Below are 24,319 nucleotides of genomic sequence, written 5' to 3'. Positions count from 1 at the left end.
GCGCGTCAGCCGCCGTCCTCCCACGCCCCCACCATCGCCCGGTAGGCGTCCGACTCCCGCAGCAGCCCGGCGTGCGTGCCCAGCGCGGGCCGCACGCCGTCGAGCAGCAGCACGCGGTCGGCCCGCGCGGCGGACGACAGGCGGTGCGCGACCACCAGCAGCGTGCCCGGCCGCGCCGCGAGCGCCGTCTCCGCGCGCAGTTCGGCGGCCGGGTCGAGCCCGCTCGTCGCCTCGTCGAGCAGCAGCAGCGGCGCGGGGGACAGCCAGGCGCGGGCCAGCGCCACCGACTGCCGTTCCCCGGCCGACAGCCGCGCCGGGTCGAGCGGCGCGCCCAGGCCGCCGAGGCGGTCCACGAGCCCGTCCAGCCCGAACGCGGCGACCGCCGCGCGCACCCGTTTCGGCGGCGCGTCCGGGGCGAGGTAGGCGAGGTTGTCGCGCAGCGGCCCGGAGAAGACGTACGCCTCCTGCGGCACCAGCGCGCGTAGACCGGCCAATTCCCGCCGGTCGAGACCGGCCACGGGACGATCCCCCAGGCACACGCGTCCCGTGTCCGGGACGAGGGTCCCGGCCAGCAGGGCGGTGAGAGTCGATTTGCCGATACCGCTCGGGCCGACGACGGCGAGGCGTTCGCCCCGGCGCAGCGTCAGGTCGAGGTCGCGGACGACGGGCTCCGCCGCCGGGCCGTGGGCGAAGGTGACGGACCGCAGTTCGGCCGCCGGGGCGTCGCGCCGGGGCGTACACGGGCGGGGCGCGGTGCGTGCGGCCGGTACGGCCCGGGGCGCCGGGGGGCCGGGTGCCGTGAGGCGGTCGAGCACGACCACCAGCCGCGTCCCCGCCGCGCCGAGCGCGGTGAGCAGCGCGTGCACGGCGGGCAGCAGCGCCGATGCCGCGTACGTCAGCGCGCCGATCAACTCCCCGGTGCTCACTCCCCGTTCCAGCAGCAGCGGCGCGCAGCCGAGCAGCGCCAGCACCGGCAGCTGCCCGGCTGCGCCCAGGGCCACCGTCCGCACGGCGCCCCACCGCGCCAGCGCGGCCGCGGCGCGCCGTTCGGCCGCCACCAGCTCCGCGGTGCGTGCCGACGCGGTGCCGGCCGCCCCGTACGCGACGATCTGCCGCGCGCCCGAGTCCAGCAGCCCGGCGTGCGCGGCCAGTTCCTCGTCGGCGTCGAGCAGCACGCGCTGCCGCGCCGCCATCGGGCGCAGCGTCGCCGCGAACAGGGCGAGACCCGCCAGCAGCGGCACGAGCACCACCGGCAGCAGCACGGGCGCGAGCAGCGCCAGCCCGGCGACGGCGCCCGCCGCCGTGAAGACGAACGCCCGCGCCGTCAGCAGCAGTCCGGCCGCGCCGTCCCGGGCGATCTCGGTCTGCGCGGTCAGCCGCGACACGGCCGCCGTGTCCGCGCGCGCCGGGTCGGCCAGGGCCGCGGCGAGCGCCCGCGCCACGACGCGGCGCACCAGCGCGTCCCGCAGCGGCTCGACCACGCCGCCGAGCGCGCCGAACACGCCCCTGGCGGCGAGCCCGCCGAGCAGCGCGCCCGCCGCCGACACGGCCAGCCACAGCAGGCCCGTGCCCGGCCGCCCGGCGAGGAAGCCGTCGTCCAGCGCCCGCGCGACGCCGAGGCCGGTGAGGAACGTCTGCGCCGACTCCAGCACCGACCACCCGGCCAGGACGCCCAGGGCACGCCGCCGCCCCCACAGGAACCGCCGCGCACCGGGCAGCAGCCGTCGCAACGCACCCCGCCCGGCGGGCGGTTGCTCACCGCAGGGCGCACGGGCGGCGGCGGCCTCCGCGGCGGAGGTGACAGTGGCGGTCATCCCCCCACCACCCCACCCTCGACGGCGAACCACGGCACGCGCGGCACGGCCCGTGTCCCGGGCGACGGCCGCCGGAACGGCGGTCGGCAGTTGGCGGGTGGGGTGGCGGTCATGTCCTCGCCTGCCCTTCCTCGGAAATGTACCGCCGCACAGGCGGCATCAGCCGCGCCCGGCGGTCGTGCGGTGCGCGGCTCGCCGTGTCTGCGGTGCCGGGTGTGGTCACCGGTCCACCTTTCCGCTCGTGGCGCTATCGACCGTCAACTGCTTGTCACCTCGCCTGTCCGCCGCCGACAGCGGCGGTGCGTGGGACGGCCGACACCCCGCTCCGCCTGAGTCGGACGCGGAGTGGCGTGCGCCGGAACGTCCCTGCCCCGGCGACCGGTTGGCCGCTGCGCTGGCGAGGGCGATCACCTGTCCGTGCTCTTTCCTGTCGCAGCCGCGTGCCGGGTGGCGGATACCGGGCTGCGCCCGGTCCGACAGACCGCCGGCCGTGGCCGCACCTGCGGTCCGCCGTGCGTCCCCTGGCAGGGATGTACGCGGCTCCTCGGCGCGGGCGCGCGTGAGGAACGAGTCGCCGCCGTGACGGGTCGGTCTCTGCGGGCCGTTGACCGTCGTGGCGCGTGTGGATGCACTCCGCCTCCCCAACGCGGCGGCTCACGTCGTCTCCCGCCACGGTCGCACCCGGCGCGGGGGAGTGCGCTCCTGGTGGGCGGCGGTGCGTCTCACCTGTCACCTGCTTGTCTCCCTGTCGTCCCCGGCCGCGAACACCGCCCGGTACGCCGCCTCCCGCCACAGCCGCGCGTGCGGTCCCACCGCCCGGACCCGGCCCGCCTCCAGCCACACCACCACGTCCGCACGCGCCGCCACCGCGACCCGGTGCGCCACCACCAGCCGCGTGCACGGCCGCACGTCCTCCGTCAGCGCGCGCGTCACCAGCCGCTCCGTCACGCTGTCGAGGCTCGACGTCGCGTCGTCCAGGATCAGCAGCCGCCCGGTGTGCGCGAACGCCCGCGCGAGGCCGAGCCGTTGCCGCTCGCCGCCCGACAGCGGCGCGTCCCGCAGCGCCGTCCCGTAGCCGTCCGGCAGGCGCCGGACGAACGGGTCGGCCCCCGCCGCCCGCGCCGCCGCCCGCACCGCCTCTTCCCCCGCCTGCCAGGCCCCGGCGCCGATCGCCGCGCCCACCGACCCGCCGAGCAGCACGGGCCGCGCGAACGCGTACGTCACCTCCCGCCGCAACGCCCCCTCGCCCAGTGCCCGCAGGTCCACGCCGTCCAGCAGCACCGTCCCCGCGTCCGGCTCCTCCAGCCGCCCGGCGACCGCCGCCAGCAGCGACTTGCCCGCCCCGGACGCCCCCACCACCGCCGCCGTCGACCCGCCGTCAACCACCAGGTCCACGCCGTCGAGCAGCGCCCGCCCGTCCCGCACGACCCGGATGCCGCGCAGCTCCAGCGTGCCGTTCCCGCCGGGCGGCGGCGTGTCCGTCCCGTACGCGGTCTGCCGCAGCTCCGCGACGGCGGCGAGCCGGTCGGTGGCGGCCCGCGCCCGCACCCAGCCGTTCAGCGCGCCGACGACCGCGCCCGCACCCGCCGCGAGGACGGTGTACCGCGCGACGGCGAGCAGTTCACCCGCCGTCAGATGCCCGCCGGTCAGCCGCAGCCCGGCGACCGCGAGTACCCCGGCGGTCAGCAGCGGCATCAGCAGCCCCGCCGAGCCCGCCGCCCTGCCCTGCACCCGCCACGTACGCCGCCCCGCCGTCACCAGCCCGCCGAGCGGCGCGAGCACGCGCTCCCGCTCCCGTTCCTCCGTCCCGGCCGCCGCGATCGTACGGGCGCCCGCGAGCGTCTCCGCGAGCCGCCCGGCGACCTGCGCCTGGGCCTCCTGGTACGCGGCCAGCGCGCCCGCGCCGTCGCGCACCGACGTCCGCAGCACCAGCAGCAGCAGCGGCAGCCCGGCCAGGAACGCCACGCCCGCCCACACGTCCAGCACGAACAGCCCGGCAAGACCGCCCAGCGGCACGAGCACCGACGCCACCGCCCCCGCCGCGGCCACCGGGGCCGTACCGGCGTCCAGCGCGTTCACCGTCAGCCGCGTGGCAAGGCCGCCCGGCGTACCCTCCGCCGCGCCCAGGAACCGATCGCCCGTCAGCCGCCGCAGCCACGCCGTCGTACGCGCGCTCCCCGCGCCGCCCGCCCACGCGGCCAGCGCGTCGAGCGCCACCTCGCCCGCCACCAGCAGCGCGCACAGCGCGGCCCACCGCCCGGCGTCCTCCCCGGCCAGCAGCGCGTCCACGGTCCGCGCCAGCACCAGCGGGAACACGACGGCCGCCGCCGCGCCCGCCGCCGAGCAGGCGAGGACAGCGGCGGCCGGGGCCCGCCCGTACCGCAGGGTCCTGCGCAGCAGGGTGGGCGTGTGAGCCTTCACGGGCAGCTCCGGGGGAGTGGGGGCGGGCATGGGCAGGTCCCGGGCGGTCGGCGACCACCCGGGACCTGGGGACCACGGGCGGGCGGGCGCCGGAAGGGCGCCCGCCCGCATACCGCGACGACAGCAGCGTCAGAGCCGCAGTGTCACGGGGTGCAGAGGGTGACGCTCAGGGAGCTGTACTCACAGATCAGCAGGGACACCTGGCTGCCGGTGGCGAGGTCGCCCAGCGCCTCGTCCTTGGGGGTGTCCATCGCCTGGAGGTCGAGAAGAGCCATGTCCGTCTCCTATTCGGTGGGTTGATGTGGTGGTGCGCGGCCCTGGTGTCAGGGCCGGTCCTGGGGCCGCCGGTGCGGCGGCGGGAGGAACGGCAGGTGCGCGCCGGGGGCGCCGTGCGCGGCGCCGAGCGCCAGCAGGCAGCCGGCCGTTCCGGTGGCGAGGTCCATGGAGAGGCGGGACAACTGCTCGCCGGGGAAGGCGAGATGCCCCTTGTACGGGACGGCGTGCCAGCCGAGCAGCGCGCTCTGGCGGCGTACGTCGGCGGCCCGTCCGTCAGGGTCGCCCGCGTCGCCGGGCGTCGTCGTGCGCGCCAGGTGCAGCAGCAGGCCCGCGACGCCCCGGAACAGGCCCGGCTGCACGTAGAAGGACGAGCGGGCCGCCCGCAGGATGCCCTGCCTGGCCGTCTCGAACGCGTCGTCGGCGCGGTGCGCGAGCCAGTCGTCCAGCACGAGGCCGATCCCGGCGCTGCCCGCGCCCGCGTACGGCATCGTGCGGCGGCCCTCGTCCACCACGAGGGAGTCGTCGGGGCCGGTGACGCAGCGCGCGAGGTCGCGGCGCAGGGCGTCGGCCGCGGCGTCAAGCAGCGGTTCCTGGCCGGTGCGTTCGTACAGCCGGATGCACAGCAGCGCGGTGCCGGTCGGGCCGTGCAGCAGGCCCGCGCGGTCGCCGGGTACGGGGCGGCGCAGGGCGTCGAGGGCGGCCTGCGCGCAGCGGAGTCCAGCGCTGCGCAGGTCCTCGTCGCCGGTGGCGTCGGCCAGGTCGAGCAGGCCCAGGGCGACCCCGGCGGTGCCGGAGTGCAGCCCCGGCCCGAGGGCTTCGAGGGGCTGCCGCGCGATCAGGTGGCCCAGTCCGACGGCCGCCTCGCGCCGCCCCAGCCGCTCCAGCGTCCAGGCGACGCCCGTCAGCCCGTCGTAGAAGCCGACCGGGCTGCCGGACGCGGGGTCCTTGGCGCGCAGGACGAGCCACTCCTCGGCCTCGTCGCAGCGCGTCCCGGCCGACGCGAGCGCGTGCAGCACGCCCGCCGTCCCGTAGCCGAACGACCAGCCGCCGCAGGGGGACGCGAACTGCGCGATGTCGCCGGGGAAGAAACGGTCCTCCCGCTCCGGCGACGCCGACGCCAGGACGGCCGCCACCATCGCGTCACGCGCGGCCGGCCACTCCCCGGGCCCCACCGGCAGGTACCCGCCAGGCCCGTCCGCCCGCCCGCCGCCGATCTCGCGCACCGCCTCGTCCAGCACGGCACGGTCCACCGGGTAACGGGCGGCCGCCAGGTCCGCGAGGTGTGCCGCCTTCCTCCGGTCGAGCGGCAGCAGCGTCGTCAGGGGCACGAACAGCGCCAGCAGCAGGCACGCCAGCGCGTACCGGTCGATGTCCGTGCCCCGCCTGTCGGGCGGCGCGACGAACGCCGGGTTGGCCACGATCTGCCGCCGCCGCTCGTCCGCCGGGGCCGCCGCCTCGAAGTCCAGCAGCGTCACGGACCCGCCGTCCGGGGCGACCATCACATTGCTCATGTGGAGGTCCCCGAACGCGATGCCCCGCCCGTGCACGGCCGCGACCGCCTCGGCCACCATCGCGTGCGTCCGCAGCGCCCAGGCCGTGTGCTCCGCCAGGTCATCGGCGGACGGCTCGGCGTGCGACAGCGGGAAGCGGCGGGCGAAGACGGTGTTCAGCGTCGTGCCCTCGATGTGCTCCATCGCCAGGAAGCGGTGCTCGCCCACCGCGTGCATCCCGTACAGCCCGGGCACGCAGGGCAGGCCCGACAGCCGTTCCAGCGCGCGGTGTTCGCGCTCAAGGCGCTCGATCGCGTCGGCGCCGTCGGCGGCCAGGCCCGCGTGCGGGCGCGCCTCCTTCAGCACGACGCGCGCCCCCGTCGCCCGGTCGCGGCCCTCGTAGACCCCGCCGCCGTTGGAGAAGTGCAGGGCGCGTTCGACGGTGAACGGCAGCTCCGTCACGTCCTGCGCCGAGCGCGCCGCGACGTGCGGGGCGAGGAACGCGGGCACCTCCACCCAGTGCGGCACGCGGAACGCCGGGCCGCGCAGGTCGGGCACCAGCCGCCCGGACGGGTCCGCCACCGCCGGGACCGTCCCGCCGTCCGCCCCCTGCACGAAGCGCTGGGCGAACGCGCCGTACCGCACGTGGACCGGCCCCGCGCCCCAGCGCACGTCGCTCAGGACGTACGGGCCCGGCTCGCCGTCGAGGGCCGCCGCCAGCTCCTCGGCGAGGACGCGGCAGCGCTCGTCGTCCTCCGGGTAGACGGTGACGAACTTCCCGCTGCCCGCGCGGTCGGCGTACTTGGTGTTCCGGTGCAGCAGCAGGTACGGGCTCGGCAGGAACTTGAAGGCGGCGCCCCGCTCGACACACACCGCCGTCACCCGGTCCAGCACGCGTTCGGCGTTGTCCGGCGTGGCCGAGACGTGGACCTTCCAGCCCTGGTCGGGGAGCTGGTGGCCGAGCGGGGCGAGCGAGAGCCAGTCGCCGCGCCGCCGCCGTTCCCAGCCCTCGGGGGCGGGGCGGCGGGCGGCGGGGTACAGGGCGCCGCGCGGGTCGTCGGTCTCGGTGACGCGGCGCGGGGCGTCGTAGAACCAGCGGTCGGCGTCGCAGTAGAGCGCGTACTCCGGGTTCACTCGTCCCCCTCGATCGGTCCCGCAGCCGGTGACGACAGCTACGGTGCCGGAGCGCCGGGGGCCGGGAACAGTCGCCGATGTCACCGGCGGACCGTGCGAATCGCACGGTGGGGACATGCGGTCCTGTGCCCGCCACGGCAGCGCGCGAGGTCAGCCGCTCGGCCCGGACGCCAGGTCCGAACTGCCCGACAGCGTCGCGGAGTCCCGGCTCCCTGCTGTGCTCGGCCGGGTGCTGGCGCGTTCGGCCCAAGGCGGGGTCACGGTGATCACCGGGGACGGGCAGCCCATCGCCGCGGTGGTGTCCATGGAGGACCACGACATCGCGGTGGAGGAAGTGGAACGCCGGCTCGCCGCACGCGTACGCCCCGCCGACGACGGAACGCGCACCTCCCTGGACGGCCTGCTCGCCGGGCACGCGGCCGACCGCTGAGCCGGTCAGGCGGAGCGCAGGGCCGCCACCACGCCGCCGTCCACCAGCAGGTCCGTCCCGCTGACGAACGAGGCTCCCGGGCCGAGGAGGAACGCGGTGGCGGCGGCGATGTCGTCGGGCGTCCCGAGGCGCCGCACCGCCGAGGCGTCGATCATGGCGCGCATGCCCTCGCCGTGCTCGCCCGCCAGCTCCTGGCGGCCCATCGGGGTGGCGATGACGCCGGGGCTCAGCGAGTTGACGCGGGCGCCGCGCCGTCCCCACGCGACGGAGGCGGCCTGTACGCGCAGGTGGTTGGCGCGCTTGGCGAGCCCGTAGCAGGCGGCGGCCGACGTCTGCCCGCGCAGGAAGGGCAGGCCGAGCAGCTCGTCGGCAGGCGTGGTGGCGAGCGCGCGTTCCTGCTCGGCGTCCAGCGGCGGGTTCATGTGCCCGGCCATGCTGGCGACGACGACGCCCGCGCCGCCCGCCGCGACCACCCGGCCAAACTCCTTCAGCACGTACGCCACTCCGAGCAGATCGACGCGCAGGACGGCCTCCGCGGGGGCCTGCACGGGGGACAGCCCCGCCGTGTGCACGACCTCGGTGACGGTGCCGAGCCCGGCCGCCGCGTCCGCCAGGGCCGCGACCGAGGGGCGCGACGAGACGTCCACGGCGCGGGTCGTGACGTCGTGCCCGTCGCCGCGCAGGGCGGTGGCCGCCGCTCCGAGGACCTTCTCGTCGAAGTCGGCCAGCAGGAGCCTGCGCCCCGGGCCCTGCCGCCGGGCGACGGCGAGCCCCATGCCGCCGGTGCCGATGACGACGGTGACCGGGGCGGCCGGGGTGACGGTGCTGCTCATGGCGGGTACCTCCGGGTCTCACGCCCGCTTTTCTTTACGGACCGTTTCGTAAAGCGAGCGTACACCGCCCGGCTAGGATGGCCGCATGGCCGAGGAGAACCGCCGGGGACGGCCGCGCGCGGCGGGCACCGACCTGGCGATCCTGCGGGCCGCCAGGGAACTGCTGGTGGAACGCGGCTACGCCCGCCTGTCGATGGAGGGCGTCGCCGCCCGCGCCGGGGTGGGCAAGCCCACCGTCTACCGCCGCTGGCCGTCCAAGGGCGCGCTGGTGGCCGACGCGGTGCGGTCGGTCCCCGTGCCGCAGGACGCGGACCCCGGCGCCGGGCCCGCCGACACCGGCGACGTCGAGGCCGACCTGCGGGGCTGGCTGCGCGCGGTCGCGGCCGTCACGACCGCGCCGGACCACGCCGCGCTCGTCCTGGCCCTGACCGCCGCCGCGGCGGAGAACCCGGACGACGCCGCGTCCCTCTACCGGCGCCTCAGCGGGCCGCAGCACGAGGCGCTCGTCGCGCGGCTGCGCGCGGGAGCCGACGCGGGCCAACTGCGGCCCGACGCCGATCTGGAGGCTGTCGCCGACGCCCTCACCGGCGCGTTGCTCTACCAGCTGCTGACGGGCAACGCGGCCCAGGCGGAACGCCGCTCGTCCGCCCTCCTCGACACCCTCCTCACCGGCATCCGCACCGCGCCGCCCCCCTGACCCGTGCCGTCTCCAGCGGCTTGCGCACGTCAGCGCGGATCGGCACCGAGGGCGGCCATTCCCGTGCGGACCGCCGCCGCCGTCTCGTCGAGTCGGCGGCGCTCGCGCACCCGCCAGTCCGCTTGCAGGCGGAACGAGTCCCCTGCGAAGCGCGGGAAGACGTGCAGGTGGACGTGGAAGACCTCCTGGAACGCCGCCTCGCCGTCGGCCAGGAAGAGGTTGACCCCCTCGCACCGCAGGCCGGACAGCCGCAGTGCACGGCCGAGCCGGTGCGCCACCGCCCAGACCCGCGGTCCGGCGTCCTCCGGCAGATCCGCCAGCCCTTCGGCACGAGACCTCGGGATGACGAGCAGGTGCCCCGGGGTCACGGGCTGGACGTCCATGAACGCCATGACCGTGTCGTCCTCCAAGACGACGCCGGCTCCCTCCCGGCCATGCGCGATCGCGCAGAAGACACATCTGTCGCCGGACAACGCGGCCTCCGTTCAACCAGGTGCGGGAGCCCGGCGCCAGTCGATGTCAGGGGATGCCGAACAGGTAGGGGTCCGGCGAGAACTGCGGCCGTGCGCTCGGGAAGTCGTCGGGGAAGATCCGGACGTGCGAGGCACCCGTCAGCAGGTCGAGGACGACACCGGTCGAGGCCCGTTCCACCACGGCGAGGTCCAGTTGGCCCGCCTCCATGATCAGGGTCGGCCAGGCGTCCGGCGGCCCGGCCGGGAGCCACAGCAGCGCGTCGCCGTTGTCCGTGCCGCCCCACTGGACGAGCGCCTCGGGGACGAGGCCGTACGGGCGCAGGACGTCCCGGAGCGCCGGGATGTCCTTCCCGCGCAGGAGGGACCGCACGGTGTCGGTGGCCGCGCCGATGTCGAGGTGCGGGTTCCCGGCGCCCGCCCCGTAGATCCACAGGAACTCGTCGAAGCAGCCCACCCCGTAGGCGTCGACGAGCCGCCGGTGGCCGTCCGGGACGGTGTACCGCGCCGCCGCCTCCGCGTCGCCCTGCGGCCGGACCGGGGCGTCCGGCGGCGGGCAGAGCGCGAGGAGGGCGCACAGGTCCGCTGTCATGGCAGGACTTCTCCGTGTTCGGGATGAGGACAAGGCGGGGGATGTCCGCCGTCGCGTGCGCGTGCTCGGGGGTCAGGCCGGGGATGACGGTGTTCCCGCTGTTGCGCCCGTGGTCGGCGATCACGCTGTCCGTGTCCGGGACGGGTGACCAGGTTGCGGTGGTCGGCGGCGTCCCGCGACATCTGCTGGGTCATCTGCCGTGCAGGTGGCCCCGCCTGGCCGTCCGGCCCCGCGGGGTGGAACGGACGCGCTGGGCGATCTTCCTCGCATCCCCGCTCAGTCCGGTCGGTCTGCCGACGGGGTCGGGCGAGCGGCCGGGTCCGTCGTACCCCCGGCTCAGCGCGACGGCGTGCGGCTGAGGCGTGCAGCGGGTCGTCCGCTCGCAGAGGATGCCGCCCTCCCAGGCGATCACCCGGCGTCGGATCCGACTCCATCCCCACCGGAGACCGATCGGAAGGCCGCGCCATCGTTCCCCCTCGTCCACGCGCATCGCCCGCGTGACTTCCCTGACTTGCCCAGGCAGGACGCGAGGGGACTACCGCCGGTTCCCCGGCCGGGCGGCCGGGGAACCGCGTTCCGCGCCCCGGGGGCAGGGGCCTCAGCTGCGTGGCCGTCCGGCGGATGCCGCCGCCGCGGCCACCGGCAGCGGGTCGGCGGCCGGGCGGCCCAGCAGCGTGGCGAGGTCGGGGCCGGTGGCGTCCAGGAAGCCGTGCCGCACGGCCGTCGCGATCGAGGCGAGCATCGGCGGCTGGAACGGCAGCAGCCCCGGCGTCTCCTCCAGCAGCCTGCGCCGGTACTCGGCCAGGCCGATCGCCCGGTGCGCCGCCCCGAGCCGCCCGGCGACGTCCGCCGCCGTGACGGGCGCGCCGACCAGGTCGTACGTCCGCCCGGCGTGCGCCGCCGGGTCGGCCGCGACGACCGCCGCCGCCTCGGCGAAGTCGGCGCGGGCGACCGCCGCCAGGGCACCGTCGCCGAACGCCGACTCGACGGCCCCGTCCTCCGCCCACAGCAGCAGGCCGCCGAACAGCTCGGCGTACAGCCCGTTGCGCAGGATCGTCCACGGCAGGCCGCTCGCCTTCACCAGCCGCTCGGTCGCCCGGTGCGCCAGGGCGAACGCGAGGTGGTCCCCCGCGCCGGTCAGGCTCGTGTAGACGACGTGCCCCACGCCGTCCCGCACCGCCGCGTCGAGGACGGCGCCGTGCCGCGCCACGACCCGGTCGTCCTCCGCGTAGCCGGCGGAGACCAGCAGCAGGGTCGAGACGCCGGCCAGGTCGATGCCCGCCGGGTCGTCGAAGTCGAGCCGCCGCTGTCCGTCGGCCGGGACGCGGCTGCCACCCGCCGCCTTCACGCCGCGCGCCCGCAGCTCCGCCAGGGCGGCCGAGCCCAGGTGTCCGCCCGCTCCCGTGACCAGGATCATCGCGCTGTCCTCCGTCGTGCTTCGCTCCGGTAACTACGATCGATCCTCGAACGTGCCGGAAACCGCCACAAGGAGGCAGTTCGATGTCACCCACGCACACGGAGGTAACCACGCCGCTCGTCGAGCCCGCCGCGCTCGACCCGTGCGGCCGCGCCGGCCACCCCGACTGCGGCATCCGCGACGTGCAGGACCGCATCGGCGACAAGTGGACGGTCCTGGTCGTCGTGGAGCTGGCGAACGGCCCGCGCCGCTTCCGCGAGCTGCAGCGCGCGATCGACGGCATCTCGCAGCGCATGCTCACCCTCACGGTCCGGCGGCTGGAGCGCGACGGGCTCGTCCTGCGCACCGTCTACCCGACCGTCCCGGCGCAGGTGGAGTACCGGTTGACGGAGATGGGTGCGGAGTTGACACACCTGGTCAAGGCCTTGACGGACTGGTCCCTCGCGCACCGCCCCGCCATCGCCGACGCCCGCGAGGCGTACGACCTCGACCACCCCGGGCACGACATCCGCTGACCGTGCCCCTGCGTCAGAGCGGCAGGTGCGCGGCCAGCCGTTCCCACCGCCGCGCGGGCGACCGCTCCCCGTCCGCCGCCACGACGTGGAGGCTCACGTGGTCCGCCCCGGCCGCCAGATGTTCCCGCACGCGCCGGGCGATGTCCCCGGGGCCGCCGTACGCCACCAGCGCGTCGATCACGGGCCCGCCGAGCGCGTCGGGGTCCTCGTGTCCGAGCCCGCGCAGCAGTTCCCGGCGGTTCGGCAGGGCGGCGGCGGCCGTGGCGCGCGCCCGGTCGCGGTCGCCGTCGCCGTCGGCGAGCACGCACAGCTGGGTGACGGCCAGCAGAGGCCCGTCGCCGAGGACGCCCCTCGCGACGCGCGTGTACGCGGCGGGCATGCCCAGCACCGTGGCGCCACCGGCCCGTTCGGCGGCGAGGCCGAGCATCTCCGGCCCCAGGGCGGCGAGCAGGCGGTACGGCGCGCCCGCCGCGCCCGGCGGCCCGGACGGCGCGGTGTCCAGCGCGTCGAGGTAGCGGCGCATCGTCTCCACGGGCGGTCCTGAGCGGTGGCCGCGCACGTCCTCCGTGATGCTGGGGTGGCTGTCCCACAGGGCGAGCAGGAACCGCCCGGGGTACGCCTCGTCCAGCGTGCGCCGCCCGGCGGCGGTGGTGACCGGGTCGCGGGCGTAGAGGTCGGTCATGCCGGAGCCGACGGTGACGCGCCGGGTGGCGGCGAGGAGGATCGCGGCCTGCGCCATGGCCTCCCGGCCGGTCGTCTCGGGGAACCACAGCGTGCCGTAGCCGAGGTCATCGGCCGCCGCGGCCGCCTCGCGGATCTCCCGCGCGGGAAGGGCGTCGAAGTCCCCGGCCCAGACGCCGACGCGTCCGGGCGCGGCGGCGTTCACGCCTCCCGCCCGGCGGCGGTGGCGGCGCGCGCGGAGTCCAGGTACGCGGCGATCAGCGCGGCGCCGGTGCGCTCCAGCCAGGTCGGGAAGTCCTGGACGCCGGGCAGGATGTCGCGGGTGGCGGCGAGGTCGGCGCGGTAACCGCGTTCGTTCAGCCACGTGTTGGCGTACGCGAAGTCCTCGCCCAGCGCGCGGACCGCCGCCTCGGGGAGCTGCACGTACGGCAGCCGTATGCCGAGCGCCGCCCCGACGGCCTCGGCGATCCGGACGGGCGTCAGCTCGTCGCCCGCGAGCGCGACGGCCCGGCCGGTCCACTCGTCCGGGCGGGAGAACGCCAGGGCGGCGACGGCCGCCACGTCGTCCACGGCCACGAGCTGCTGCGGCACGTCCGGCGCCACCCCGGTGGACAGCGCGCCGTCCCGCAGCGCGTAGGCGCCGGTGAAGTTCTCCATGAACGACACGGGCCGCAGGATCGTCGCGGGCAGGCCGAGCGCGGCGATGTGCCGCTCGATCCGCCACTTGCTGGCGACGTTCACCGGCAGCCTCTCCTCGGCGTGCCGCTCCGCGCCCGCGACCGAGGCGTAGACGAGGTGCCCGACGCCCGCCGCGTGCGCGGCCTCCGCGACGTTGACGCCCCACCGCACCTCGTCCTCGGCGCCGAAGCCGGGCGCGGTCCCCGGCGATCCCACGGTGGGCTGGACGCTGAACACGCCCCAGGCGCCCCGGAACGCGGCGGTCAGTGCCCCGGCGTCCTCCATCCGCGCCCGCACCACCTGGGCGCCCGCCCGCGCCAGCGCCACCGCCCGCGGCCCGTCGGGGTCGCGCGTCAGGGCGCGCACCCGCCAGCCGCCGCGCAGCAGGTGACGTGTGACGGCGGTGCCCTGCGTCCCGGTGGCGCCCACCACCACGACGGATTTCTGTGTCCGGTCCATCGCTCTTTCCCCACTCGTGTCCGCGCGGAAGGAGACTACGGCCCTAAACGGGGTGGCCCTCCACTTACCGTTCGCTACGATATGGAGGGCCACCCCGTTTTTCAACCCGCCAGGAGCGCCCGCCCGTGCCCGAGGAAGTCGCCGCCCCGCCCCACCGGCCGATGCGCGCCGACGCCCGCCGCAACGCCGCGAAGATCACGGCCGCCGCCGAGGCCCTCGTCTCCGAGCAGGGCGCCGACGTCTCCCTCGAAGAGGTCGCCCGCCGCGCGAACGTCGGCTCGGCCACGCTCCACCGCCACTTCCCGTCCCGGCGCGCGCTGCTCGAAGCGGTGTTCAGGGAACGGGTCGCGGCGCTGTGCGCGACGGCGGACGGCCTCCTCGCCGAGCCGGACGCCGGCCGGGCCCTGACCGCCTGGCTGCGCGCCGTCGCCACGCACGCCGTGACCAACAGGGGCCTGGGGACGGCGCTGACGCACGACGGGAGCACGGAGTTCGGCGAGAGCTGCCACGCCATGATCACGGCCGCCGGGGACGCCCTCCTCGCGCGCGCCCGCGCGGCAGGCGCCGTACGCCCCGGCGTCACGACCGTCCGGCTGCTGAAGCTCGTCGGCGCCATCGCGCTGGCCACCGAACGCGACACCGACGGCCCGGCCGAGGCGGAAGCCCTGCTGGCCATCGCCCTCGACGGCGTACGCGCGCGCTGAGCGCGGGGGAGGAGGGCAAAAAGAAAAGGCGGGGGAGAACACGTCCCCTCGCCACTCTCAAGGTATAGCGCAAGGGGGGCCTTGCGGCAAGGCCCCCATGGTGCCGCACAATCGCTCTCTCGCAGGCCGGAAGCTGCCGAAACAGGAGATACGCGAAGTGCGCACCCCTTTGTCCCCGCTCACCCCCACCGACGACCCCGCCACCAGCGCGTTCGCCCTCCCCGGCACCCTCGCCGCCAAGGCGGACCCGGCCATGATCGCCGACGACGAGCGGCACTTCGCGGCCGTCGCCCGCAGCGTCGCCGAATCCGTCGCCGACCTGTCCGCCCAGCTCGACGCCGCGCGCAAGGCCCCGGGCGGCATCGGCCGCGCCGCCATGGACCGCGACACCGAGGTCCACCGCCTGTCGGGCCGGCTGCGCACCCTGCGCCGCTTCGGCCTCGACCTGTGCCTCGGCCGCGTCGTCCACGCCGACGCCGCCGAGCCCGTCTACATCGGCCGCATCGGCCTCACCGACAGCACCGGCCGCCGCCTGCTGCTCGACTGGCGCGCGCCCGCCGCCGAACCGTTCTTCGCCGCCACCCACGCCCACCCCCAGGGCCTCCTGAGCCGCCGCCGCTACCGCTGGACCGGCGGCCGGATCACCGACTACTGGGACGAGGTCTTCACCCCCGAAGGACTCGAAGGGCACGCCGCGCTGGACGACCAGTCCGCGTTCATCGCCAGCCTCGGCGGCGAACGCTCCGACCGCATGCGCGACGTCCTGTCCACCATCCAGGCCGACCAGGACGCGATCATCCGCGCCGGTTCGCAGGGCGCCCTCGTCGTGGACGGCGGCCCCGGCACGGGCAAGACCGTCGTCGCCCTCCACCGCTCCGCCTACCTCCTGTACGCCGACCCCCGCCTGCGGCAGCGCCGCGGCGACGTCCTGTTCGTCGGCCCGCACCAGCCGTACCTGGCCTACGTCGCCGACGTCCTCCCCAGCCTCGGCGAGGACGGCGTGCGGACGTGCACCCTGCGCGACCTCGTCGCCGAGGGCGCGGCGGCGGCCGACGAGACCGACCCGGAGGTGGCGCGCCTCAAGTCGTCGGCGGACATGGTGCGCGCCGTCGAACGGGCCGTCCGGATCTACGAGGAGCCGCCCGCCAAGGGCCTGACGGTCTCGACCGGCTGGGCCGACATGTGGCTGAGCGCCGACGACTGGGCCGAGGCGTTCGACGCGCCGGGCCCGAGCACGCCGCACAACGAGGCGCGCGCGCAGATCTGGGACGCGCTGATCGAGATCCTGTGGGACAAGTACGGCGACGAGGACGACGAGGACGTCACGCCCGAGAAGTTCCGCGCGGCCCTGCTCCGCGACGAGGCGCTGGTGACGGCCCTCCACCGCGCCTGGCCGCTGCTCGACCCGGCCGACCTCGTCGGCGACCTGTGGACCGTGCCCGCCTACCTGCGGCTGTGCGCCCCGCACCTCGGCGCCGACGAGGTGCGCGCGCTCCAGCGCGACGACCCGCACGCGTGGACGGCCTCCGACCTGCCGATCCTGGACGCCGCGCGGCAGCGCCTCGGCGACCCGGGTGCCGACCGCCGCCGTCGCCGCCGCGAGGCCGAACTCGCCGCCGAGCGCGCCCGCATGACCGACGTCATCGACCACATCATCGCGTCCGACGCGGACGGCGAGGGCGCCGTGACGATGCTCCACGGCCAGGATCTCCGCGACACCCTCGTGGACGGCACGGTCCCGCGCGACACCGATCCCGAGCCGCTGGCCGGGCCGTTCGCCCACATCGTCGTGGACGAGGCGCAGGAACTCACCGACGCCGAATGGCAGATGCTTCTCCAGCGCTGCCCGTCCCGCAGCTTCACCATCGTCGGCGACCGCGCCCAGGCCCGGCACGGCTTCACGGAGAGCTGGGAGGAACGGCTGCGGCGCGTCGGCCTCCAGCGCGTCACGGTCGCCTCCCTCACGATCAACTACCGCACGCCCGAGGAGGTCATGGCGGAGGCCGAGACCGCCATCCGGGCCGCGCTGCCGGACGCGAACGTGCCGACGTCCGTCCGCAGCACGGGAGTTCCCGTCACGCACGGGACGATCGCCGACCGGGACGCCATCCTCGACGCATGGCTCGCCGCGCACACCGAGGGCATCGCCTGCGTCATCGGCGACCCGTCGTTCCGCGCCACGCCGCGCGTCAGGTCGCTCACCCCCGAGCTGTCCAAGGGCCTGGAGTTCGACCTCGTGGTCGTGGTGGACCCGGACGGCTTCGGCGACGGCATCGAGGGCGCGGTGGACCGCTACGTGGCGATGACCCGCGCGACGCAGCGCCTCGCCGTCCTCACCACACCCTGACGCGGCGGGGTCATGGCGCCGTGCCCTCGCACGACGCCATGACCCCGGGCCCGACCGCGCGGCCGCTCGCCACGGTGGTGCCGTCCACGAGGATCTGGCACGTGACCTCGCCCGAACCCCCGTCCGGCGTCCGGACGTTGAACAGGATCAGGTCGCCGCGCCCGGCTTCGAGGACGACCGGTTCGGCCGGGAGGGCACGCCGGTCCTCGCCCGGCCGCCCGTTCACCGACCAGGTGAGGGACACCTCAAGGACCACGCCGCCGGCACGCAGCTCCACCTGGCGGGGCGCCGAGGGGTCCGGCGGGATGTAGGACACGGCGAACTCACGGTCCTCGGCCTCCGGTTCCTCCTCACCGCCCCGCCCCCACCACAGCCCCAGCGCACCCCCGGCGACCACGACAGCACCCACGATCCCCACCACACGCCCCGCGCCCACAGGCTCACCCCTCCACTCGCTCCCGGCACCGTACCGGCACGGCGATGAGTCCCCGGCGCGGCCGGAGTCACTTCCCGCGAAGCGACCCCCGCCGCGCGAGAGGGAGAGACATGACCGACGACAGGACGCGGATCCGTGAGCTGGTCGAGAGGTGGGCACGGGCGGTGCACGCGGGCGACCTCGACACGGTGGTGGCCGATCACGCCGAGGACATCGTGATGTTCGACGTGCCGCCGCCGTACGAGGGCGTGCGCGGCCTCGCCGCCTACCGGGAGGTGTGGCCGCCGTTCTTCGCCTGGCAGGCCCAGGGCGCGTCCTTCGCCGTGGACGACCTGGAGGTGACGGTGGGCGGCAACGTCGCGTTCGCCCACGCCCTGCTCCGCTGCGGCACCCCCGACGAACTCGCCGCCAGACCGGGCTTCCGCCTGCGGCTGACCCTGGGCCTGCGAAAGGAGGCGGGCCACTGGACCGTGGCACACGAACACCACTCGTTCCCCGACCTCTCCGACACCTGACACTCACCGAGTCGGGTCGCTTCTGCGGGCGTTGACGTTACCGTCCCACTCGCCCGTGGAGTTTGTGCCATTTGGTATGCCCACTTTGGAATGAGCGACGGTGAGACGAGCGCTCGCAAGAATCGGGACTTGGCGCTGTGGAAATATCCATCTGTGCTGTTGACCTACATCGATGAGTCGTACGACCGGGACCGCTATTGGATGGTTGCGTTGATGGTCGCGGACCGACAGCTCAGACCGTTGCAGCGCGCCTTGGACGCGGTGGTCGACAAGGCTGCGGACAGGTATCCCGTGGATCGGCATGCCGAACTCCACGGCCATGCGCTGGTGCAGGCGCAGGACGACTGGGAGGCGATGGGCAGCAAGGGGCGCAACATGGTGCGTGCCCGTATCGGCGTCTACGGCGATGCGCTCAAGGCGATCCGGGACCACGGGGCGCGGGTGGTCGTGAGAGGGCTTGACCGGAACGCGCATCGTGCCTGGCCGTCGGGTGCTTCCGAGCACCAACTGGTTCTCCGACATCTGCTCGAACAAGTGTGTCGTCACGTCGAGGCGCAGGACGAGTTGGCTCTCGTCATCGCTGACGAAGTGGAGGGAGCTGACGACCATCGACTGCACTTCCGCGACTATCAGCGTGTCGGAACCGGCGGTGTCCTCGGCAGCATGCTGCCGTGCCTCGTGGACACCATCCACTTCGCTCCGTCGAAGGCGAGCCGCCTCCTCCAGGCCGCGGATCTGATCGCCTACCTGCATCGCCGTCTGGCGAGCGGACAGGATGGCGATCCACGCTCCCGCCGGGCGAACGAAAAGCTGTGGTCCTATGTGGAGCCCTGTCTGGTGCACCACCACTGTTGGGACCCCGAATGGGAATGGGAAAGGCTCTCGCCTGCCCGGGCAGCACAAAGGCCCCGCGCAAGCGGGGCCTGAGGCGAACCGGGCATCGGCATCAGAATTCGGGTCTGACGTTGATGTCCCTGCCATCGACGCTAGCACGCGGCACCAAGCGGGTGCACGGTGAACGAGCCTGACCTCAAACGAACGAGTTCGCGGTCTCCTGCACCTACGGGGCGGTCGCTGGTTGGGAGGCAGTTCCGTTCCGCACGCGGTGGGGCGACCGTCCCAGCCACTCCCTTGCTCCGGCCGATTCAGCGGTGGCCGGTCACGAGGAGTTTCCGGCCCTCCGCAGGCGGCAGGCCGTCCCGTTCAGAGGTGGGTCAAGCGAGTGGTGGGGGTGGGGTGAGGGTGCCCATCCACTGGTCGGTGCCCCACTCCTCGAAGCGCAGCGTCTCGGTGAAGCCCAGCCTCGACGCGAGGCGCAGCGCGCGGTCGTTGGCGGTCTGGGTGCAGAGCACCACCGGTTCGCCGGGGAGTTGGGCGGCGTACCAGGCGAGTGCCGCCGCGCATGCCTCGGCGGCGTAGCCGTGGCCCCATGCCTGCGGCAGGAACAGGAAGCCCAGCTCGGCCTCCCCGCCGTCCGGGCGGACCCGACTGCGGTGTTGCTCGCCGCGCCGGTTGAGTTCCACGGTGCCGATCATCGTGCCGTCCCGCTCGGCCACGAAGAGGCCGGGGCGCCTGCCGGGGATCTCCGGCATCGCGCGTTCCACCTCGTCACGCGGCCGCGCGCCGCCCACGTGGGCGCCCACCTCCGGCGAGGCGAACAGCTCGACGAACGCCGTACGGTCCCCGGCCTCCGACTCGCGGAGCACGAGCCGTTCCGTCCTGATCGGCGCGGGCGGCCAGGCGAAGCGCTGCGGTTCGGTCATACCGGGAAACCTACCGGCGGCCCGTGGGCGGGGGGACGCGGGTCAGCCGGTGAGGGGTTCGGGGCCGAAGCGGCCGATGGCGACGAAGAGGGCGAGGGCCAGGTAGGCCACGTCTATCAGCATGTAGGTGAACTCGTGGCGGCGTATGCGCAGCGCCGTCGCGCCGGCCATGATCACGGCCAGGCCGAGCGCGGCCGACGGCACGAGGACCGGTGCGATGTCCAGCAGGGCGGGCACGACGAGCCCGACGGCGCCCAGGACTTCGAGCGCCCCGATGGCCTTGACGGTGCCGGGGCGGAACTCCGTCGCCCAGCGGGAGGCGTCGTTCATGCCGCCGAGTTTCTCGTGCGGTATGAGCAGTTTGGTGCTGCCGGAGAACAGGTAGGCGACGGACAGCAGCCAGGCGACGGTCCACAGTGCGGTGTTCATGATGCGTGCGTTCCTCGGGGGTCGGCGGCCGGGCGGGTCCGGGGGTGGCCGGGCCCGCCCGGTGGCGGGGGCCGTGGGGGTCAGGCGTGCGAGCCGACGGCGTAGTCGCCGCCGACCTGGCGGGTGATCACGTTCAGCCGGTTGAAGGCGTTGATGATCGCGATCTGCGCGGTGAGGGCGAGCAGTTCGTCCTCGTCGAAGTGCTTGGCCGCGTCCGCCCACACCTCGTCGCCGACACCGCCGCCGTCGGCGAGGCGGGTGCCCGCCTCCGCCAGGGCCAGCGCGGCGCGCTCCGCCTCGGTGAAGACGTTGGTGTCCCGCCAGGCCGCTATCAGGCTCAGCCGCAGCACCGACTCACCGGCCGCGGCGGCCTCCTTGGTGTGCATGTCCAGGCAGCCCCCGCAGCCGTTGATCTGGCTGGCGCGGATCTTGACCAGCTCAAGGACGGCGGGCGGCAGGGTCGAGTCGGTCACGACCTTGTTGGCCGAGACCAGGTACTTCACGAGCTTGGGGGCGAGCGCGCTGCCGAAGACGTTGAGCCGGGCTTCCATGACGACCTCCGTCGTGGTGGTGGGTCTTTCACTCCTTATGACGGCCCAGCCCGCCGAAACGTGACAACGCCCAGGTCGGAGGCCCTCCCGGCCCGGACGTCGCGGTAGCCGCGCGGGTTTCCGCGAGGACCTCAGCCCGGGTGGGACGGGAGGGTCATGGTGGCGAGGCGGGACGGGTCGTTCACCGAGAGCATCTCGGTGATCCGGCCGTCCACGACCGTGCACGACATGATGCCGAGCAGCTTCCCGGCCCTGTTCCAGGTGACGAGCCCCGCGTCGCCGTTGACGAGTGCCGGCCGTGCCGTGACCGACGCGCGGGCGCCGTGCTGGACCCGGGCCGCCACCTCCTCCGCGCCCACGCGGACGACCACGCCGCGCGCGGTGTACGAACGCCAGGTCACCTCCGGGTCGAGCATCCGCACGAGCCCCTCGAAGTCCCCCTCGCGCGCCGCCGCGAGGAACGCGTCGACCACCTCGCGCTGCCGCCGCCGCTCGTCGGCCGGGCGGTACGTGCCCCGCACCTTCCGGCGGGCGCGGCTGGCGAGCATCTTCGTCGCGTCCGCCGACTTCCCGACGACCGGGCCGATCTCCGCGAACGGCACGCCGAACATGTCGTGCAGCACGAACGCCAGCCGCTCGGCCGGGCCGAGGGTGTCCAGCACCACGAGCAGCGCCAGCCCGACCGACTCCGCCAGCAGCGAGTCGTCCTCCACGGACGCGCCGCCGCCGTCCTCGGCCACCGTGATCTCGGGCAGCCGCTCCTCGTACGACTCCTCGGGCCTGGCCTGGCGCGACCGCAGCACGTCCACGCAGATGCGGCCGACCACGGTGGTCAGCCAGCCGCCGAGGTTGCCGATCTCCGCCGCGTCCTGGCGGGCCAGGCGCAGCCACGCCTCCTGCACCGCGTCCTCGGCGTCCGCCCGCGAGCCGAGCATCCGGTACGCCACCGCGACGAGCCGCCCGCGCTGCTCCTCGAACGCTCCGGCCAGTACGTCGTCCGGCCCCGCTGCCACCATGGCGTTACCTCTCTCGCACGCGCTACGTCAGCACTATGACGAACGGGCCGCCCCCGAGGTAACAGCGGTCCGCCGACAGGCACGCCGCGGCATGTAATGGTAGATTCGATCTACGTAAGATTCGGTCTACCTTTTCAGGCGGTGGGTGCGGGTGGAGTTCCAAGGCCGGGGCGCGGATCTGGCGCTGCTCGCGGAGCAGTACCGCATCGTCGCGGAGGGTGAGGGGGGCACGCGCGGGCGCGCCGTCACCATGATGGGGCGGCGCCGGGTCGGGAAGTCGCGGCTCGCCCAGGAGTTCTGCGACCGCTCGGGCGCCCCGTACGTCGTCTTCCAGGCCACGCGCGACCGCGACCCGGCGGCCGAGCGCGCCGACTTCGCCGCGACCGTCGGGCGCGCCCCGTTCCCCGGCGCGGAGCTGGTCGCCGGACTCCGGCCGCAGGACTGGAACCAGGCGCTCCGCTCCCTGGCACTGGCCCTCCCCGAGGACAGGCCCGCCGTCGTCGTGCTGGACGAGGTGCCGTGGCTGGTCGGGCAGGACCGGGAGTTCGAGGGCGCGCTCCAGACCGTCTGGGACCAGTACCTGTCCGCGAGGCCCGTCCTGCTGCTGCTGGTCGGCAGCGACGTGTCCGTGATGGAGGCGCTGCAGACCTACGGCCGCCCGTTCTTCGGCCGGGCGACGCCCATGACCGTCCGGCCGCTCGATCCGGCGGACGTCCGGGACATGACGGGGCTCGGCGCGGCCGAAGCGGTGGACGCCCACCTGATCACCGGCGGGTTCCCCGAGATCGTCCAGTCGTGGCGGCCCGGCATGGGGCGCGCGGACTTCCTGCGCGCCTCGTTCGCGCATCCGCTGTCCCCGCTGCTGGCGGCCGGGGAGCTGTCGCTGCTGGCGGAGTTCCCCACGGCGTCGCACGCGCGGGCAGTGCTGGAGGCGGTCGGCAGCGGCGAGCGCACATTCGGCGCCATCGCCGCCCAGGCCGGGGGCTCGGGCGCCCTGCCGTCCGGCACGCTCACGCCGCTGCTGGGCAGGCTGCGGGACAAGCGCATACTGGCCGCCGACCTCCCGCTGTCCACCAAGCCCGACAGCAAGAACAAGCGGTACCGCATCGCCGATCCGTACCTGCGCTTCTGGCTGGCCTTCCTCCAGCGCTCGATCCCGCTCATCGAGCGCGGCCGGGGCGATCTGGCGCTCGAACGCGTCGAGCGCTCCTGGACGGCGTGGCGCGGGCGGGCGGTCGAGCCGCTCGTCCGCGAGGCGCTGCTGCGGCTGCTGCCGGACGGGGACTGGCCCGACACCGAGGCGGTCGGCGGCTGGTGGAACCGGCGGAACAACCCGGAGATCGACCTCGTGGGCGCGGACCGCGAACCGGTGGCGCGGCGCGTGCGGTTCGCCGGGTCGGTGAAGTGGCTGGAGACGCAGCCCTTCGGCCGGCACGACTACGACGCGCTGGTCCGCGACGTGCTCGCCGTGCCCGGCGCCGACCTGGACACACCGCTGGTCGCCGTGTCGCGCTCGGGGGTGGCGGAGAGCCTGCCGCTGGCCGCCCACTGGGGCCCGGAGGACCTGCTCGCCGCCTGGCGCCCCTGACCGGCCCGGCCCGCCGGTGGGGCGGGACGGGGGTTCCGGATCCCGGGGCGGGGACTTACAGAGGGGGTGCAACGTGTGATGGGATGCGCGCGCAAGGCTGTTCTGTTTCCGAAAGCGAGTGCGTGCGCATGCAGTTCACCCCCGTGATCGACGGCTGGTCCTTCCTGGAGGGGCCCCGGTGGCGCGACGGCCGGATATGGGTCTCCGACTTCTACACCGAACGCGTCCTGGCCGTCGAGCCGTCCGGGGCGACGCAGGTCGTCGCGGCCGTGCCGCAGCAGCCGTCCGGTCTCGGCTGGCTGCCGGACGGGCGGATGCTGATCGTGTCCATGCGCGACCGCAAGCTGCTGCGGCGCGAACACTCGGGCGAACTCGCCGAGCACGCCGACCTGTCGGCGTTCAGCGACACGCACCTCAACGACATGGCGGTGGACGCGCGGGGCCGCGCGTACATCACCACCTTCGGCTTCGACCTGATGGCCTTCGCCCCCGTGCGCGACGGCGCGCTGCTGCGCGTGGACCCCGACGGGACCGTCAGCGAGGCGGCGGGCGGGCTCAAGTTCCCCAACGGGCCGGTGATCACGCCGGACGGCCGCACCCTGATCGTCAACGAGTCGTGCGGCAACCGCGTCACCGCCTTCGACATCCACCCGGACGGCACCCTCGGCGGGCGGCGCGTCTGGGCCGACTTCGGCTCGCTGCCCGACACCGACGACGTCCTGCAGATCATGGCCTCCATGACCGTCGGCGCCGACGGCTCCGCGCTCGACGCCGACGGCAACCTGTGGGTCGCCGACGCCATCCACCACCGCGCGCTGCGCATCGCGCCGGGCGGCGACATCCTGGACGAGATCCCCACCGGCGAGGACAACGTGCTCGCCCTCGCGCTCGGCGGCGACGACGGGCGGACGCTGTTCCTGTGCCTGGTGCCGAACTTCTTCGAGGAGGAACGCCGCGCCACCCGCGTCGCCCGCATGGTCAGCACCCGCGTGGACGTGCCCCTCGCCGGACTCGGCTGAGCCACAGCGGCCGGCGGACGGGGGACGGCGGACGCGGCGGGGCC

Annotated in this window: 24 protein-coding genes; 9 read left to right on the top strand and 15 right to left on the bottom strand. The window is 75.2% G+C overall.

All coding sequences use genetic code 11. From position 1 onward, the window contains the following. Positions 1-5: 5 nt before the first annotated feature. From ACIBPC_RS17255 to lanKC, 4 genes are all read right to left on the bottom strand, one after another. Complete coding sequence (locus ACIBPC_RS17255; RefSeq protein ID WP_398845367.1) at positions 6-1,814, bottom strand: ATP-binding cassette domain-containing protein; 1,809 nt, start codon at positions 1,812-1,814, stop codon at positions 6-8. Between the two features lie 729 nt (positions 1,815-2,543). Continuing rightward, positions 2,544-4,265: an ATP-binding cassette domain-containing protein gene (locus tag ACIBPC_RS17250; protein WP_398845364.1), complete on the bottom strand. Its 1,722-nt coding sequence runs from the start codon at positions 4,263-4,265 to the stop codon at positions 2,544-2,546. Positions 4,266-4,378: 113 nt separating this feature from the next. After that, on the bottom strand, positions 4,379-4,510 hold the full coding sequence (locus ACIBPC_RS17245) for a SapB/AmfS family lanthipeptide (RefSeq protein ID WP_362960290.1): 132 nt from the start codon (positions 4,508-4,510) through the stop codon (positions 4,379-4,381). Positions 4,511-4,558: 48 nt separating this feature from the next. Beyond that, complete coding sequence (gene lanKC, locus ACIBPC_RS17240) at positions 4,559-7,135, bottom strand: class III lanthionine synthetase LanKC (RefSeq protein ID WP_398845360.1); 2,577 nt, start codon at positions 7,133-7,135, stop codon at positions 4,559-4,561. Positions 7,136-7,250: 115 nt separating this feature from the next. Between lanKC and ACIBPC_RS17235 the strand changes: the two genes are divergently transcribed. Continuing rightward, a complete protein-coding gene (locus tag ACIBPC_RS17235) occupies positions 7,251-7,565 on the top strand; it encodes a hypothetical protein (protein ID WP_398845357.1) in 315 nt (104 codons plus the stop codon). Positions 7,566-7,570: 5 nt separating this feature from the next. On the opposite strand, the gene ACIBPC_RS17230 is transcribed toward ACIBPC_RS17235, so the two are convergent. Next, a complete protein-coding gene (locus ACIBPC_RS17230) occupies positions 7,571-8,398 on the bottom strand; it encodes an SDR family oxidoreductase (RefSeq protein WP_398845355.1) in 828 nt (275 codons plus the stop codon). A gap of 85 nt (positions 8,399-8,483) precedes the next feature. On the opposite strand from ACIBPC_RS17230, the gene ACIBPC_RS17225 reads away from it, so the two are divergent. Next, positions 8,484-9,095, top strand: coding sequence for a TetR/AcrR family transcriptional regulator (locus ACIBPC_RS17225; protein WP_398845352.1), 612 nt, complete (start codon positions 8,484-8,486; stop codon positions 9,093-9,095). Positions 9,096-9,124: 29 nt separating this feature from the next. Here the strand turns inward: ACIBPC_RS17225 and ACIBPC_RS17220 are convergent, their stop codons facing one another. From ACIBPC_RS17220 to ACIBPC_RS17210, 3 genes are all read right to left on the bottom strand, one after another. Then, complete coding sequence (locus ACIBPC_RS17220) at positions 9,125-9,568, bottom strand: HIT family protein (RefSeq protein ID WP_398845349.1); 444 nt, start codon at positions 9,566-9,568, stop codon at positions 9,125-9,127. Positions 9,569-9,614: 46 nt separating this feature from the next. After that, positions 9,615-10,157: a hypothetical protein gene (locus tag ACIBPC_RS17215; RefSeq protein ID WP_398845347.1), complete on the bottom strand. Its 543-nt coding sequence runs from the start codon at positions 10,155-10,157 to the stop codon at positions 9,615-9,617. Between the two features lie 598 nt (positions 10,158-10,755). Continuing rightward, positions 10,756-11,574 carry an NmrA family NAD(P)-binding protein gene (locus ACIBPC_RS17210; protein WP_398845344.1) on the bottom strand — a complete coding sequence of 273 codons (819 nt, stop codon included), beginning with the start codon at positions 11,572-11,574 and terminating at the stop codon, positions 10,756-10,758. 83 nt (positions 11,575-11,657) lie between these two features. Here ACIBPC_RS17210 and ACIBPC_RS17205 point away from each other — a divergent pair, with 83 nt between their 5' ends. After that, entirely contained in the window at positions 11,658-12,089 is a 432-nt protein-coding gene (locus ACIBPC_RS17205) for a winged helix-turn-helix transcriptional regulator (protein WP_398845342.1), read from the top strand. Between the two features lie 13 nt (positions 12,090-12,102). Here ACIBPC_RS17205 and ACIBPC_RS17200 read toward each other — a convergent pair whose 3' ends face one another. Together ACIBPC_RS17200 and ACIBPC_RS17195 are read right to left on the bottom strand one after the other, a co-directional pair. After that, entirely contained in the window at positions 12,103-12,975 is an 873-nt protein-coding gene (locus ACIBPC_RS17200) for an LLM class flavin-dependent oxidoreductase (RefSeq protein WP_398845339.1), read from the bottom strand. Next, positions 12,972-13,907 carry an NmrA/HSCARG family protein gene (locus ACIBPC_RS17195; protein ID WP_398845336.1) on the bottom strand — a complete coding sequence of 312 codons (936 nt, stop codon included), beginning with the start codon at positions 13,905-13,907 and terminating at the stop codon, positions 12,972-12,974. The genes ACIBPC_RS17200 and ACIBPC_RS17195 overlap by 4 nt, the downstream gene beginning before the upstream one ends. A 125-nt stretch (positions 13,908-14,032) precedes the next feature. On the opposite strand from ACIBPC_RS17195, the gene ACIBPC_RS17190 reads away from it, so the two are divergent. Both ACIBPC_RS17190 and helR read left to right on the top strand, forming a co-directional pair. Further along, positions 14,033-14,611 carry a TetR/AcrR family transcriptional regulator gene (locus ACIBPC_RS17190; RefSeq protein WP_398845333.1) on the top strand — a complete coding sequence of 193 codons (579 nt, stop codon included), beginning with the start codon at positions 14,033-14,035 and terminating at the stop codon, positions 14,609-14,611. 157 nt (positions 14,612-14,768) lie between these two features. Further along, positions 14,769-16,958 (top strand): RNA polymerase recycling motor ATPase HelR, encoded by a 2,190-nt coding sequence (gene helR / locus ACIBPC_RS17185; RefSeq protein ID WP_398845330.1) that lies wholly within the window; start codon positions 14,769-14,771, stop codon positions 16,956-16,958. 10 nt (positions 16,959-16,968) lie between these two features. Here the strand turns inward: helR and ACIBPC_RS17180 are convergent, their stop codons facing one another. Beyond that, positions 16,969-17,367: a hypothetical protein gene (locus ACIBPC_RS17180; protein WP_398845328.1), complete on the bottom strand. Its 399-nt coding sequence runs from the start codon at positions 17,365-17,367 to the stop codon at positions 16,969-16,971. Between the two features lie 137 nt (positions 17,368-17,504). Here ACIBPC_RS17180 and ACIBPC_RS17175 point away from each other — a divergent pair, with 137 nt between their 5' ends. Both ACIBPC_RS17175 and ACIBPC_RS17170 read left to right on the top strand, forming a co-directional pair. Beyond that, complete coding sequence (locus ACIBPC_RS17175; RefSeq protein ID WP_398845325.1) at positions 17,505-17,909, top strand: YybH family protein; 405 nt, start codon at positions 17,505-17,507, stop codon at positions 17,907-17,909. A gap of 153 nt (positions 17,910-18,062) precedes the next feature. Beyond that, entirely contained in the window at positions 18,063-18,836 is a 774-nt protein-coding gene (locus ACIBPC_RS17170; RefSeq protein ID WP_398845322.1) for a DUF3800 domain-containing protein, read from the top strand. A 287-nt stretch (positions 18,837-19,123) separates the two neighbouring features. Here ACIBPC_RS17170 and ACIBPC_RS17165 read toward each other — a convergent pair whose 3' ends face one another. From ACIBPC_RS17165 to ACIBPC_RS17150, 4 genes are all read right to left on the bottom strand, one after another. Beyond that, the gene (locus tag ACIBPC_RS17165) at positions 19,124-19,672 is read right to left on the bottom strand and encodes a GNAT family N-acetyltransferase (RefSeq protein WP_398845321.1); all 549 of its coding nucleotides are present in this window, start codon (positions 19,670-19,672) and stop codon (positions 19,124-19,126) included. 42 nt (positions 19,673-19,714) lie between these two features. Continuing rightward, positions 19,715-20,101, bottom strand: coding sequence for a DoxX family protein (locus ACIBPC_RS17160; RefSeq protein WP_398845318.1), 387 nt, complete (start codon positions 20,099-20,101; stop codon positions 19,715-19,717). Positions 20,102-20,181: 80 nt separating this feature from the next. Then, complete coding sequence (locus ACIBPC_RS17155; protein WP_398845316.1) at positions 20,182-20,652, bottom strand: carboxymuconolactone decarboxylase family protein; 471 nt, start codon at positions 20,650-20,652, stop codon at positions 20,182-20,184. 131 nt (positions 20,653-20,783) lie between these two features. Further along, the gene (locus ACIBPC_RS17150) at positions 20,784-21,668 is read right to left on the bottom strand and encodes a sigma-70 family RNA polymerase sigma factor (protein ID WP_362960240.1); all 885 of its coding nucleotides are present in this window, start codon (positions 21,666-21,668) and stop codon (positions 20,784-20,786) included. A 151-nt stretch (positions 21,669-21,819) separates the two neighbouring features. On the opposite strand from ACIBPC_RS17150, the gene ACIBPC_RS17145 reads away from it, so the two are divergent. Both ACIBPC_RS17145 and ACIBPC_RS17140 read left to right on the top strand, forming a co-directional pair. Beyond that, positions 21,820-23,256 (top strand): ATP-binding protein, encoded by a 1,437-nt coding sequence (locus tag ACIBPC_RS17145; protein ID WP_398845315.1) that lies wholly within the window; start codon positions 21,820-21,822, stop codon positions 23,254-23,256. A 128-nt stretch (positions 23,257-23,384) separates the two neighbouring features. Continuing rightward, positions 23,385-24,275 (top strand): SMP-30/gluconolactonase/LRE family protein, encoded by an 891-nt coding sequence (locus ACIBPC_RS17140; protein WP_398845313.1) that lies wholly within the window; start codon positions 23,385-23,387, stop codon positions 24,273-24,275. The last annotated feature ends 44 nt before the right edge of the window (positions 24,276-24,319 follow it).

The organism is Streptomyces sp. NPDC049879 (assembly GCF_044461265.1).
GTDB lineage: Bacteria > Actinomycetota > Actinomycetes > Streptomycetales > Streptomycetaceae > Streptomyces.
This window is presented reverse-complemented; position numbering and strand designations above follow the sequence as displayed.

What these genes read in the sequence shown, in the direction of transcription:
- ACIBPC_RS17195 (WP_398845336.1), bottom strand. Translation starts at nt 13,907, where the DNA reads ATGGACCGGACACAGAAATCCGTCGTGGTGGTGGGCGCCACCGGGACG.
- ACIBPC_RS17245 (WP_362960290.1), bottom strand. Translation starts at nt 4,510, where the DNA reads ATGGCTCTTCTCGACCTCCAGGCGATGGACACCCCCAAGGACGAGGCG.
- ACIBPC_RS17165 (WP_398845321.1), bottom strand. Translation starts at nt 19,672, where the DNA reads ATGACCGAACCGCAGCGCTTCGCCTGGCCGCCCGCGCCGATCAGGACG.
- ACIBPC_RS17175 (WP_398845325.1), top strand. Translation starts at nt 17,505, where the DNA reads ATGACCGACGACAGGACGCGGATCCGTGAGCTGGTCGAGAGGTGGGCA.
- ACIBPC_RS17230 (WP_398845355.1), bottom strand. Translation starts at nt 8,398, where the DNA reads ATGAGCAGCACCGTCACCCCGGCCGCCCCGGTCACCGTCGTCATCGGC.
- ACIBPC_RS17215 (WP_398845347.1), bottom strand. Translation starts at nt 10,157, where the DNA reads ATGACAGCGGACCTGTGCGCCCTCCTCGCGCTCTGCCCGCCGCCGGAC.
- ACIBPC_RS17255 (WP_398845367.1), bottom strand. Translation starts at nt 1,814, where the DNA reads ATGACCGCCACTGTCACCTCCGCCGCGGAGGCCGCCGCCGCCCGTGCG.
- ACIBPC_RS17235 (WP_398845357.1), top strand. Translation starts at nt 7,251, where the DNA reads ATGCGGTCCTGTGCCCGCCACGGCAGCGCGCGAGGTCAGCCGCTCGGC.
- ACIBPC_RS17155 (WP_398845316.1), bottom strand. Translation starts at nt 20,652, where the DNA reads ATGGAAGCCCGGCTCAACGTCTTCGGCAGCGCGCTCGCCCCCAAGCTC.
- ACIBPC_RS17225 (WP_398845352.1), top strand. Translation starts at nt 8,484, where the DNA reads ATGGCCGAGGAGAACCGCCGGGGACGGCCGCGCGCGGCGGGCACCGAC.
- ACIBPC_RS17205 (WP_398845342.1), top strand. Translation starts at nt 11,658, where the DNA reads ATGTCACCCACGCACACGGAGGTAACCACGCCGCTCGTCGAGCCCGCC.
- ACIBPC_RS17140 (WP_398845313.1), top strand. Translation starts at nt 23,385, where the DNA reads ATGCAGTTCACCCCCGTGATCGACGGCTGGTCCTTCCTGGAGGGGCCC.
- ACIBPC_RS17250 (WP_398845364.1), bottom strand. Translation starts at nt 4,265, where the DNA reads ATGCCCGCCCCCACTCCCCCGGAGCTGCCCGTGAAGGCTCACACGCCC.
- ACIBPC_RS17210 (WP_398845344.1), bottom strand. Translation starts at nt 11,574, where the DNA reads ATGATCCTGGTCACGGGAGCGGGCGGACACCTGGGCTCGGCCGCCCTG.
- ACIBPC_RS17160 (WP_398845318.1), bottom strand. Translation starts at nt 20,101, where the DNA reads ATGAACACCGCACTGTGGACCGTCGCCTGGCTGCTGTCCGTCGCCTAC.
- ACIBPC_RS17150 (WP_362960240.1), bottom strand. Translation starts at nt 21,668, where the DNA reads ATGGTGGCAGCGGGGCCGGACGACGTACTGGCCGGAGCGTTCGAGGAG.